Annotated in this window: 9 protein-coding genes and 1 tRNA gene; all 10 read right to left on the reverse strand. The window is 60.1% G+C overall.

Annotated elements, in window-relative coordinates:
- Nucleotides 1-142 precede the first annotated feature (142 nt).
- Complete coding sequence (gene rpoC / locus DXK50_RS20030; protein WP_161867848.1) at nucleotides 143-4,342, reverse strand: DNA-directed RNA polymerase subunit beta'; 4,200 nt, start codon at nucleotides 4,340-4,342, stop codon at nucleotides 143-145.
- Nucleotides 4,343-4,405: 63 nt separating this feature from the next.
- On the reverse strand, nucleotides 4,406-8,479 hold the full coding sequence (gene rpoB / locus DXK50_RS20035) for a DNA-directed RNA polymerase subunit beta (RefSeq protein ID WP_161867847.1): 4,074 nt from the start codon (nucleotides 8,477-8,479) through the stop codon (nucleotides 4,406-4,408).
- Nucleotides 8,480-8,700: 221 nt separating this feature from the next.
- Nucleotides 8,701-9,072, reverse strand: coding sequence for a 50S ribosomal protein L7/L12 (rplL, locus tag DXK50_RS20040; RefSeq protein WP_115290648.1), 372 nt, complete (start codon nucleotides 9,070-9,072; stop codon nucleotides 8,701-8,703).
- An 80-nt stretch (nucleotides 9,073-9,152) separates the two neighbouring features.
- Nucleotides 9,153-9,653 carry a 50S ribosomal protein L10 gene (rplJ, locus tag DXK50_RS20045; protein WP_003463333.1) on the reverse strand — a complete coding sequence of 167 codons (501 nt, stop codon included), beginning with the start codon at nucleotides 9,651-9,653 and terminating at the stop codon, nucleotides 9,153-9,155.
- A gap of 211 nt (nucleotides 9,654-9,864) precedes the next feature.
- A complete protein-coding gene (gene rplA / locus DXK50_RS20050; protein WP_161867846.1) occupies nucleotides 9,865-10,560 on the reverse strand; it encodes a 50S ribosomal protein L1 in 696 nt (231 codons plus the stop codon).
- Nucleotides 10,560-10,991: a 50S ribosomal protein L11 gene (rplK, locus tag DXK50_RS20055; protein ID WP_004373444.1), complete on the reverse strand. Its 432-nt coding sequence runs from the start codon at nucleotides 10,989-10,991 to the stop codon at nucleotides 10,560-10,562. The genes rplA and rplK overlap by 1 nt, the downstream gene beginning before the upstream one ends.
- Nucleotides 10,992-11,110: 119 nt before the next feature.
- Nucleotides 11,111-11,644, reverse strand: a complete 534-nt coding sequence (gene nusG / locus DXK50_RS20060; protein ID WP_024309662.1) for a transcription termination/antitermination protein NusG — start codon at nucleotides 11,642-11,644, stop codon at nucleotides 11,111-11,113.
- A 9-nt stretch (nucleotides 11,645-11,653) separates the two neighbouring features.
- Nucleotides 11,654-12,022, reverse strand: coding sequence for a preprotein translocase subunit SecE (gene secE, locus DXK50_RS20065; protein WP_013717355.1), 369 nt, complete (start codon nucleotides 12,020-12,022; stop codon nucleotides 11,654-11,656).
- A gap of 42 nt (nucleotides 12,023-12,064) precedes the next feature.
- Nucleotides 12,065-12,140, reverse strand: a tRNA-Trp gene (locus DXK50_RS20070).
- Between the two features lie 53 nt (nucleotides 12,141-12,193).
- On the reverse strand, nucleotides 12,194-12,334 hold a 141-nt coding region (locus DXK50_RS20075), incomplete at its 5' end, for an EF-Tu C-terminal domain-related protein (protein WP_461818885.1).

Genomic DNA, 12,334 nt, shown 5'->3' on the forward strand with positions numbered 1-12,334 from the left:
TAGCTCCACTGTTGTCTTTCGACGCTCACAAATAAAGATGGCAGAGCCGAACGCCCTGCCAAATTTAGGGGTGCATGAGTCTAAAGAGACTCACGTCCCCAGTCAAGGCAAAGCCCCGCTAGCGAACCAGCGGGGCTTCGACTCAATTTCCGCTGGAGTTCAGCGCTTCGGTCAGTGCGGCTTCCACTTCACTGGCGCTGACACGTACCGGCTTGTCGGCATCACGCTTGCGCTTGCGCTCGCTGTGATAGGCCAGACCGGTACCGGCCGGGATCAGACGACCCACGACCACGTTCTCTTTCAGACCACGCAGGTAGTCGCGCTTGCCAGTAACCGCCGCCTCGGTGAGGACGCGGGTGGTTTCCTGGAAGGACGCTGCCGAGATGAAGGACTCGGTGGACAGCGACGCCTTGGTGATACCCAGCAGTACACGGGTGTACTTGGCGACGAACTTGTCTTCCTCGGCCAGACGCTCGTTCTCGCCCAGCACCTGGGTGAGCTCCATCTGGTCGCCCTTGATGAAGGACGAGTCGCCGGACTCGGTGACTTCAACCTTGCGCAGCATCTGACGCAGGATGGTCTCGATGTGCTTGTCGTTGATCTTCACGCCCTGCAGACGGTAAACGTCCTGGATCTCGTTGACGATGTACTTGGCCAGCGCGCTGACGCCCAGCAGACGCAGGATGTCGTGCGGATCGCTCGGACCGTCGGAGATGACTTCACCCTTGTTGACCTGTTCACCTTCGAACACGTTCAGGTGACGCCACTTCGGAATCAGCTCCTCGTACGGATCGCTACCATCGGTCGGGGTGATGACCAGACGGCGCTTGCCTTTAGTCTCTTTACCGAACGAGATGGTGCCGCTGATTTCCGCCAGGATCGAAGCTTCCTTCGGACGACGGGCTTCGAACAGGTCGGCAACGCGCGGCAGACCACCGGTGATGTCACGGGTCTTCGAGGTTTCCTGCGGGATACGGGCGATAACGTCACCGACCGCGATCTGCGCACCGTCCGCCACGCCAACCAGGGCGTTGGCAGGCAGGAAGTACTGAGCGGGAACGTCGGTGCCCGGCAGCAGCAGTTCCTTACCGTTGGCATCGACCATCTTGATGGCCGGACGAATGTCCTTGCCAGCAGCCGGACGATCCTTCGGATCGAGAACCTCGATGTTGGTCAGACCGGTCAGTTCGTCGGTCTGGCGCTTGATGGTGATCCCCTCCTCCATGCCGACGAAGGTCACGATACCCTTCATTTCGGTCACGATCGGGTGGGTGTGCGGGTCCCACTTGGCAACGATGGCGCCAGCGTCAACCTTGTCACCTTCCTTCACGGAAATCACGGCACCGTACGGCAGCTTGTAGCGCTCGCGCTCACGACCGAACTCGTCGGCCACGGCCAGCTCACCGGAACGGGAAACCGCTACCAGGTTGCCATCGACACGCTCGACGTACTTCAGGTTGTGCAGACGGATCGCGCCACCGTTCTTCACCTGGACGCTGTCGGCAGCCGAAGTCCGGCTTGCAGCACCACCGATGTGGAAGGTACGCATGGTCAGCTGGGTACCCGGCTCACCGATGGACTGGGCAGCGATAACGCCGACCGCTTCACCGATGTTGACCTGATGGCCACGAGCCAGATCGCGGCCGTAGCACGCAGAGCAGATACCGTAGCGGGTTTCGCAGGTGATCGGCGAACGCACGACCACTTCGTCGACGCTGTTCAGCTCGATGAACTCGACCCACTTCTCGTCGATCAGGGTGCCAGCCGGGACGATGATTTCATCGGTACCCGGCTTCGGTACGTCGCGGGCAATGACACGGCCCAGCACGCGCTCACCCAGCGGCTCGACCACGTCGCCACCTTCGATGTGCGGGGTCATCAGCAGGCCCTGCTCGGTGCCGCAGTCGATCTCGGTCACCACCAGATCCTGGGCCACGTCGACCAGACGACGGGTCAGGTAACCGGAGTTCGCGGTCTTCAGTGCGGTATCCGCCAGACCTTTACGAGCACCGTGGGTGGAGATGAAGTACTGCAGAACCGACAGACCTTCACGGAAGTTCGCGGTGATCGGCGTCTCGATGATCGAGCCGTCCGGCTTGGCCATCAGACCACGCATACCGGCCAGCTGACGGATCTGGGCCGCGCTACCACGCGCACCGGAGTCCGCCATCATGTACATGGAGTTGAAGGACTCCTGCTCGACGGTCTTGCCTTCGCGATCGACAACCGGCTCTTTCGAGAGGTTGGCCATCATCGCCTTGGACACTTCGTCGTTGGCCTTCGACCAGAGGTCGATCACCTTGTTGTACTTCTCGCCCTGGGTGACCAGGCCGGAGGCGTACTGCGATTCGATTTCCTTCACTTCCTCGGTGGCGGCGTCGATGATGCGCGCCTTTTCTTCCGGGATGACGAAGTCGTTCACGCCGATCGACACACCAGAGATGGTCGAGTAGGCGAAACCGGTGTACATCAGCTGGTCAGCGAAGATAACGGTGTCCTTCAGACCCACGGTGCGGTAGCACTGGTTGATCAGCTTGGAGATCGCCTTCTTCTTCATCGGCTGGTTGACCACGTCGTAGGACAGGCCGGCCGGCACGATCTGGAACAGCAGCGCACGGCCGACGGTGGTGTCGACGATACGGGTGTTCTTGGTGATCGAACCGTCTTTTTCTTTGACGGTTTCGTTGATACGCACTTTCACGCGGGCGTGCAGGGACGCTTCGCCGGCGCGGAACACGCGGTCGACTTCCTGCAGGTCGGCGAAGACGCGACCTTCACCCTTGGCGTTCACCGCTTCACGGGTCATGTAGTACAGACCCAGTACCACGTCCTGCGACGGCACGATGATCGGCTCGCCGTTGGCCGGCGAGAGGATGTTGTTGGTCGACATCATCAGCGCGCGCGCTTCGAGCTGGGCTTCCAGGGTCAGCGGCACGTGAACGGCCATCTGGTCACCGTCGAAGTCGGCGTTGTACGCGGCGCAGACCAGCGGGTGCAGCTGGATGGCTTTACCTTCGATCAGAACCGGCTCGAACGCCTGGATACCCAGACGGTGCAGGGTCGGTGCACGGTTGAGCAGGACGGGGTGTTCGCGAATCACTTCGGCGAGAACGTCCCAAACCTCCGGCAGCTCGCGCTCGACCATCTTCTTGGCGGCCTTGATGGTGGTCGCCAGACCACGCATTTCCAGCTTGCCGAAAATGAACGGCTTGAACAGCTCGAGAGCCATCTTCTTCGGCAGACCGCACTGGTGCAGGCGCAGGGTCGGGCCCACGGTGATCACGGAACGACCGGAGTAGTCCACGCGCTTACCGAGCAGGTTCTGACGGAAGCGACCTTGCTTACCTTTGATCATGTCGGCCAGCGACTTCAGCGGACGCTTGTTCGAGCCAGTGATGGCGCGACCACGACGGCCGTTGTCGAGCAGGGCGTCGACCGCTTCCTGCAGCATGCGCTTTTCGTTGCGCACGATGATGTCCGGCGCCGACAGATCGAGCAGGCGCTTCAGACGGTTGTTACGGTTGATCACGCGGCGATACAGATCGTTCAGATCCGAGGTCGCGAAGCGGCCGCCATCCAGCGGTACCAGCGGACGCAGGTCCGGCGGCAGAACCGGCAGAACGGTCAGCACCATCCACTCAGGCAGGTTGCCGGAGTCCTTGAAGGCTTCCATCAGCTTCAGGCGCTTGGACAGCTTCTTGATCTTGGTCTCGGAGTTGGTCTGCGGAATCTCTTCACGCAGGCGGCCAATCTCGTGATCCAGGTCGATAGCGTGCAGCAGCTCGCGCACGGCCTCGGCGCCCATGCGCGCGTCGAAGTCGTCACCGAACTCTTCCAGGGCTTCGAAGTACTGCTCGTCGTTCAGCAGCTGGCCCTTCTCGAGGGTGGTCATGCCCGGGTCGATAACGACGTAGCTCTCGAAATAGAGCACGCGCTCGATGTCACGCAGGGTCATGTCCATCAGCAGGCCGATACGGGACGGCAGCGACTTGAGGAACCAGATGTGGGCGACCGGCGAGGCCAGTTCGATGTGCGCCATGCGCTCACGACGAACCTTGGCCAGGGCCACTTCAACGCCGCACTTCTCGCAGATCACACCGCGGTGCTTGAGGCGCTTGTACTTGCCGCACAGGCACTCGTAGTCCTTGACCGGGCCAAAGATCTTGGCACAGAACAGGCCGTCGCGCTCAGGCTTGAAGGTACGGTAGTTGATGGTTTCCGGCTTTTTAACTTCACCGAACGACCACGAACGGATCATCTCAGGCGAGGCCAACCCGATGCGGATGGCGTCGAACTCTTCGATCTGACCCTGGTTTTTCAGCAAATTCAGTAGGTCTTTCAAGGCCTTTCCTCCTGGCGGAGCGGGCAGCGAGCTGGACTAGCCCCGCTGCCGATTCACGTCGTGTTATTCGGTTTCCAGATCGATGTCGATGCCGAGCGAACGGATCTCTTTGATCAGTACGTTGAAGGACTCGGGCATGCCCGGCTCCATACGGTGATCGCCATCCACGATGTTCTTGTACATCTTGGTACGGCCGTTCACGTCGTCCGACTTCACGGTCAGCATTTCCTGCAGGGTGTAGGCGGCGCCGTAGGCTTCCAGCGCCCAGACCTCCATCTCCCCGAAGCGCTGACCACCGAACTGCGCCTTACCACCCAGCGGCTGCTGGGTAACCAGGCTGTAGGAACCAGTGGAACGCGCGTGCATCTTGTCGTCCACCAGGTGGTTCAGTTTCAGCATGTACATGTAACCGACCGTGGTCGGGCGCTCGAACTGGTTACCGGTACGACCGTCGAACAGACGCATCTGGCCGCTTTCCGGCAGATCGGCCAGCTTCAGCATGGCCTTGATCTCGGTTTCCTTGGCGCCGTCGAACACGGCAGTCGCCATCGGTACACCGCCCTTGAGGTTCTTCGCCAGCTCGAGGATCTCGTTGTCGGAGAACTCGTCGAGGTTTTCCTGACGACCACCGATCTCGTTGTAGATCTCGGCGAGGAACTTGCGCAGTTCGGCAACCTTGCGCTGCTCTTCGAGCATGCGGTTGATCTTCTCGCCCAGGCCCTTGGCCGCGAGGCCCAGGTGGGTTTCGAGGATCTGACCGACGTTCATACGCGACGGTACGCCCAGCGGGTTCAGAACGATGTCCACCGGCGTGCCGTTGGCGTCGTGCGGCATGTCTTCGACCGGCATGATCACCGAGACCACACCCTTGTTACCGTGACGACCGGCCATCTTGTCACCCGGCTGGATGCGACGGCGGATGGCCAGGTAGACCTTGACGATCTTCAGTACGCCCGGCGCCAGGTCATCACCCTGCTGCAGCTTGCGCTTCTTGTCTTCGAACTTGTCGTCGAGCATCTGACGGCGGTCGGAGATATAGGCCTGGGCCTTCTCCAGCTGCTCGTTCAGGGCGTCGTCGGCCATGCGCAGCTTGAACCACTGGCCACGCTCGAGACCGTCGAGGAACTCGTCGGTGATCGCGGTGCCTTTCTTCAGACCCGCGCCGCCTTCGGCGATCGCGCCAACCAGAGCCGAACGCAGACGTTCGAAGGTCGCGCCTTCGACGATGCGGAACTCTTCGTTCAGGTCCTTGCGGATCTCGTCCAGCTGCTGCTTCTCGATGGCCAGGGCACGGCTGTCGCGCTCGACGCCATCACGGGTGAAGACCTGCACGTCGATGACGGTGCCCTTGGTGCCGGTCGGCACGCGCAGGGAGGTGTCCTTCACGTCGGACGCCTTCTCACCGAAGATCGCACGCAGCAGCTTCTCTTCCGGAGTCAGCTGGGTCTCGCCTTTCGGGGTGACCTTACCGACCAGGATGTCGCCCGGGCCGACTTCGGCGCCGACGTAGACGATACCGGCTTCGTCCAGCTTGTTCAGAGCCGCTTCACCCACGTTCGGGATGTCAGAGGAGATTTCCTCTGGGCCGAGCTTGGTGTCACGCGCCACACAGGTCAGTTCCTGGATGTGGATGGTGGTGAAGCGGTCTTCCTGAACCACGCGCTCGGACAGGCAGATGGAGTCTTCGAAGTTGAAGCCGTTCCAGGGCATGAACGCAACGCGCATGTTCTGACCCAGCGCCAGTTCACCCATGTCGGTGGACGGGCCGTCAGCCATGATGTCGCCACGCGCTACCTGATCACCCTTGCTCACCAGCGGACGCTGGTTGATGCAGGTGTTCTGGTTGGAGCGGGTGTACTTGGTCAGGTTGTAGATGTCGACACCGGCTTCGCCAGTCTCGACTTCGTCGTCGTTGACGCGAACCACGATACGGCTGGCATCGACCGAGTCGATCACGCCGCCACGACGGGCCACGACGCAGACGCCGGAGTCACGGGCGACGTTGCGCTCCATGCCGGTACCTACCAGCGGCTTGTCGGCGCGCAGGGTCGGTACAGCCTGACGCTGCATGTTCGAACCCATGAGTGCACGGTTGGCGTCGTCGTGCTCGAGGAACGGAATCAGCGAGGCGGCAACCGAGACTACCTGCTTCGGCGATACGTCCATCAGGGTGACGTCTTCCGGCGCCTTCACAGTGAATTCGTTCAGGTGACGTACGGCTACCAGCTCGTCGATCAGCTGACCCTTGTCGTTCAGGGTCGCGGACGCCTGAGCGATCACGTGATCGGCTTCTTCGATGGCGGACAGGAACACGATCTCGTCGGTGACCTGACCTTCCTTGACCACGCGGTACGGGCTTTCCAGGAAGCCGTACTGGTTGGTGCGGGCGTAGGCAGCCAGCGAGTTGATCAGACCGATGTTCGGACCTTCCGGCGTTTCGATCGGGCACACGCGGCCGTAGTGGGTCGGGTGTACGTCGCGGACTTCGAAGCCGGCGCGCTCACGGGTCAGACCGCCCGGGCCGAGTGCGGAGACGCGGCGCTTGTGGGTGATCTCGGAGAGCGGGTTGTTCTGGTCCATGAACTGCGAGAGCTGGCTGGAACCGAAGAACTCCTTCACCGCCGCCGCAACCGGCTTGGCGTTGATCAGGTCCTGCGGCATCAGGCCTTCGCTTTCGGCCATCGACAGACGTTCCTTGACCGCGCGCTCGACGCGCACCAGGCCAACACGGAACTGGTTCTCGGCCATCTCGCCGACGCAACGCACGCGACGGTTACCCAGGTGGTCGATGTCGTCGACGATGCCTTTGCCGTTACGGATGTCGACCAGGGTCTTCAGTACGGCAACGATGTCTTCCTTGCTCAGCACGCCCGAACCTTCGATCTCGGTGCGACCGATACGACGGTTGAACTTCATGCGGCCCACGGCGGACAGGTCGTAACGCTCGGCGCTGAAGAACAGGTTGTTGAACAGGGTCTCGGCAGCATCCTTGGTTGGCGGCTCGCCGGGACGCATCATGCGATAGATCTCGACCAGCGCTTCCAGCTGATTGGTGGTGCTGTCGATCTTCAGCGTGTCGGAGATGAACGGACCGCAATCGATGTCGTTGGTGTACAGGGTCTCGAAGCGAACGACATTGGCCTTGGCCATCTTGACCAGCAGGTCGGCAGTCAGCTCGGTGTTGCACTCGGCGATGATTTCGCCGGTAGCCGGGTGCACGACAGCCTTGGCAGTGGTACGGCCAATGACGTATTCGAGCGGAACGTCCAGCTCCTTGATGCCGGCCTTGTCCAGCTGGTTGATGTGGCGGGCAGTGATACGACGGCCCTGCTCCACGATCACCTTGCCGCTGGCGTCCTTGATGTCCAGGACCGCGACTTCACCACGCAGACGCTGAGGCACCAGCTCCAGGCTCAGGCCCTCGTTCTTAACGTGGTAGACGTTGGTGTCGTAGAAGGCATCCAGCACTTCTTCAGTGCTGTAACCCAGCGCGCGCAGCAGGACGGACGCCGGCAGCTTGCGGCGACGGTCGATACGCACGAATACCGCGTCCTTCGGGTCGAACTCGAAGTCCAGCCAGGAACCGCGGTAAGGAATGATACGAGCGGAGTACAGCAGCTTGCCCGAGCTGTGGGTCTTGCCACGATCGTGGTCGAAGAATACACCCGGCGAACGGTGCAGCTGGGAGACGATCACACGCTCGGTACCGTTGATGACGAAGGTACCGTTCTCGGTCATGAGCGGGATTTCGCCCATGTACACTTCCTGCTCTTTGATGTCCTTGATCGCTTTGTTCGACGATTCTTTGTCGAAAATGATCAGGCGCACTTTTACGCGCAGCGGCACGGCGAAGGTCACGCCACGCAGGACGCACTCCTTGACGTCGAACGCCGGCTCGCCCAGGCGATAGCCGACGTACTCCAGAGCGGCGTTGCCGGAGTAGCTGATGATCGGGAATACGGATTTGAAGGCCGCATGCAGGCCGATGTCACGGAACTGTTCCTTGCTCACCCCTTGCTGCAGGAATTCGCGGTACGAATCCAGCTGGATGGCCAGGAGGTAAGGCACATCCATGACATCCGGCAACTTGCTAAAGTCCTTGCGGATACGTTTTTTCTCAGTGTATGAGTAAGCCATCAGCGTTCCCCAGCTTGGTCACCTGCTTGTTTGGCCAGCGCCGGCGGCGATGACCAGAAAATCGTGCAAACCCTCGGTTTGCAACCGCCTCTCGGGCGGGATCTTTTCGGCTCCAGGCCGGCTGTCGAACAGTCAACCTAGAACGGAAAAAGGCCGGTGGCAAAAGCCACCAGCCGTCAGCCTTGTGCGAGTCGCTCGGGCTGTAGACGCAAGGTGCGAACTTACTTGAGCTCGACCTTGGCGCCAGCTTCTTCCAGCTTCTTCTTGGCGTCTTCAGCAGCTTCTTTGCTCAGACCTTCAGCGATGACCTGAGGAGCGGTGTCGACCTTCTCCTTGGCTTCTTTCAGGCCCAGACCGGTCAGCTCGCGAACAGCCTTGATCACGTTCACTTTCTTGTCGCCAGCTTCAGCCAGGACAACGTTGAACTCGGTTTGCTCTTCAGCAGCGGCAGCAGCGCCAGCAGCCGGACCAGCGGCAACAGCGGCAGCAGCGGTAACGCCGAAGGTTTCTTCCATCGCTTTGATCAGCTCAACGATTTCCATAACGGATTTCTGGCCGATAGCTTCGATGATTTGCTCGTTAGTCAGAGACATGACTATCAATTCCTGTATTGGGGTGACGGCCTACGCGACCATCAAATTAAACGTTTGATTTCGAAAGTGCTCACGCCGCCTTAGGCAGCAGCAGCTTCTTTCTGGTCGCGAATAGCTGCCAGGGTGCGAGCGAGCTTGCTGGTGGCGCCTTGGATAACGCTCATCAGCTGGGCGATGCCCTCGTCGCGGGTCGGCAGGCTTGCCAGTACGTCGATCTGGTTTGCTGCGAGGTACTTGCCCTCGAACGCAGCTGCCTTGATCTCGAACTTGTCCTGACCCTTGGCGAACTCCTTGAACAGACGAGCAGCAGCGCCCGGATGTTCGTTGGAGAAAGCGATCAGGGTCGGGCCTTTGAACACGTCGTTGAGCACGTCGAACTGAGTGCCTTCAACGGCGCGCTTGAGCAGGGTGTTACGCACGACTTTCACGTACACACCTGCTTCGCGGGCCTCTTTACGGAGTCCGGTCATTGCGCCGACGGTCACGCCACGGGCATCAGCCACGACAGCGGACAGACCGGCTTTGGCAGCCTCGTTGACTTCAGCGACGATGGCCTTCTTGTCTTCGAGTTTAATTGCCACGGGTTTACTCCTGGATTTTACCGTTTCGCCAAACCGAGGTTCGGCGGCGTTTTGGTGTCTGATTCGGTAACGAATCGGGAGCACCATCTGCGTAGGCCATCAGGCGAACCTGACATTTAAAACGCGAGTCACCTACGGTCTTGGATAGCCCCCGCCAGGCAGGGACCCCAATCTTTCCAAGCCGGCAGCACATGGCTACCGGCTTAATCACTTACGCGTCGAGCGAAGCCTGGTCGATAACCAGACCCGGACCCATGGTGGTGCTCAGGGTCACACGCTTGACGTAGATACCTTTCGAGGTCGACGGCTTCAGACGCTTCAGGTCAGCCAGCAGGGCTTCCACGTTCTGCTTCAGCGCAGCGGCTTCGAAGCCGACCTTGCCAACGGAGGTGTGGATGATACCGTTCTTGTCGGTACGGAAACGCACCTGACCAGCCTTGGCGTTCTTGACAGCGGTAGCGACGTCCGGAGTCACGGTGCCGACTTTCGGGTTCGGCATCAGGCCGCGCGGACCCAGTACCTGGCCCAGCTGGCCAACAACACGCATGGCGTCCGGGGAAGCGATGACCACGTCGTAGTTCAGATCGCCGGCCTTCATTTCGGCCGCCAGATCGTCCATACCGACCTTGTCAGCACCAGCAGCCAGAGCAGCTTCAGCGGCCGGACCCTGGGTGAACACGGCAACACGTACGGTCTTGCCAGTGCCGTTCGGCAGAACGGTGGCGCCACGTACGACCTGGTCGGATTTACGCGGGTCTACGCCCAGGTTCACGGCGACGTCGAAGGACTCGGTGAACTTGACGGCAGACAGCTCGGCCAGCAGGCTGGCAGCTTCTTCGAAGGTGTAGGCCTTGCCGGCTTCAACCTTGGCCGCGATGGCCTTTTGGCGCTTGGTCAACTTAGCCATTACACACCCTCCACGTTCAGGCCCATGCTACGAGCGGAGCCGGCGATGGTGCGCACGGCCGCATCCAGGTCAGCGGCAGTCAGATCGGCCTGCTTGGTCTTGGCGATCTCTTCCAGCTGAGCACGGGTAACGGTGCCTACTTTGACGGTGTTCGGACGAGCGGAGCCGCTGGTCAGGCCGGCGGCCTTCTTCAGCAGTACCGATGCCGGGGTGCTCTTGGTTTCAAAGGTGAAGCTACGGTCGCTGTAAACGGTAATGATCACAGGAGTCGGCAGACCAGGTTCCATACCCTGAGTCTTGGCGTTGAACGCCTTGCAGAATTCCATGATGTTCACGCCGTGCTGACCCAGAGCGGGACCGACGGGTGGCGACGGGTTTGCCTGACCGGCTTTAACCTGCAGCTTGATATAAGCCTGAATTTTCTTAGCCATTAGCTACTCCAATTTCGGGTTCGAACGCCTGACGGCTCCCCGAGGTTACTTACGCATTTATCCCAGTGACGACAAAACCCCGCAGCCTAAGGCTGCGGGGTGAGGGATGCTTATGTCAGTTATGCCTTCTCGACCTGACTGAACTCCAGCTCGACCGGGGTGGAGCGACCGAAGATGGTCACAGCAACCTGGATGCGGCTCTTCTCGTAATTCACTTCTTCGACCACACCACCGAAATCGGCGAACGGGCCATCGATAACTCGTACCATCTCGCCCGGCTCGAACAGCGTCTTCGGCTTGGGCTTGTCGCCACTGTCGGCGACACGACGCAGGATGGCTTCAGCTTCTTTTTCGGTGATCGGCGCCGGCTTGTCGGCAGTACCACCAATGAAGCCCATGACGCGCGGCGTATCCTTGATCAAGTGCCAAGTCGCCTCGTTCATTTCCATCTGCACAAGAACATAGCCAGGGAAGAACTTGCGCTCACTCTTGCGCTTCTGACCATTACGCATCTCGACCACTTCTTCAGTGGGGACGAGAATCTCGCCGAAGTCATCTTCCATACCAGCCAGTTTCACGCGCTCGATGAGCGAGCGCATGACATGCTTCTCGTAACCCGAGTAAGCATGCACGACGTACCAACGCTTAGCCACGAGACACCCTTAACCAACAATCAGGGAAATAAGCCAACCGAGCAGGGAATCGAGCCCCCACAGCAGCAGCGCCATCACCAGAACCACAGCAACCACGATCAAGGTGGTCTGCGTGGTTTCCTGGCGGGTCGGCCATACAACTTTACGAATCTCGACGCGCGCTTCCTTCAGGAGCACCGCGAAAGCCTGACCACGAGCAGTCTGAAATGCCACGAAAGCAGCAACAGCGCCCAACACAACCAGGCCCAGAACGCGATACAGAACCGGCTCTGCAGAGAAGTACTGATTACCTACGACACCCACAGCAACCAGGGCAGCGACAACCAGCCACTTGACCAGATCAAAGCGAGAGTCTTTGGCTTCAGCCTTAACATTCATTCGAGAGGATCCTGTGAAAGACACGCCAAATTCGTTAGAAAATGGCAGGTCAGGAGGGAATCGAACCCCCAACCTGCGGTTTTGGAGACCGCCGCTCTGCCAATTGAGCTACTGACCTAGAACAAAATCAGGCCGACCATTATGCCGGCCTGAGAGGGACAGATCAATCGATTATTCGATGATCTTTGCTACAACACCGGCACCAACGGTACGGCCACCTTCACGGATCGCGAAGCGCAGGCCGTCTTCCATGGCGATCGGCTTGATCAGGGTGACAACCATCTTGATGTTGTCGCCCGGCATTACCATCTC

This window comes from Pseudomonas sp. KB-10 (genome assembly GCF_018221585.1).
Taxonomy (GTDB): domain Bacteria; phylum Pseudomonadota; class Gammaproteobacteria; order Pseudomonadales; family Pseudomonadaceae; genus Aquipseudomonas; species Aquipseudomonas yangonensis.

Excerpts from the sequence above, each read along its gene's own strand:
- rpoB (WP_161867847.1), bottom strand. The coding sequence starts at position 8,479 with ATGGCTTACTCATACACTGAGAAAAAACGTATCCGCAAGGACTTTAGC.
- rplK (WP_004373444.1), bottom strand. The coding sequence starts at position 10,991 with ATGGCTAAGAAAATTCAGGCTTATATCAAGCTGCAGGTTAAAGCCGGT.
- rplL (WP_115290648.1), bottom strand. The coding sequence starts at position 9,072 with ATGTCTCTGACTAACGAGCAAATCATCGAAGCTATCGGCCAGAAATCC.
- secE (WP_013717355.1), bottom strand. The coding sequence starts at position 12,022 with ATGAATGTTAAGGCTGAAGCCAAAGACTCTCGCTTTGATCTGGTCAAG.
- rplA (WP_161867846.1), bottom strand. The coding sequence starts at position 10,560 with ATGGCTAAGTTGACCAAGCGCCAAAAGGCCATCGCGGCCAAGGTTGAA.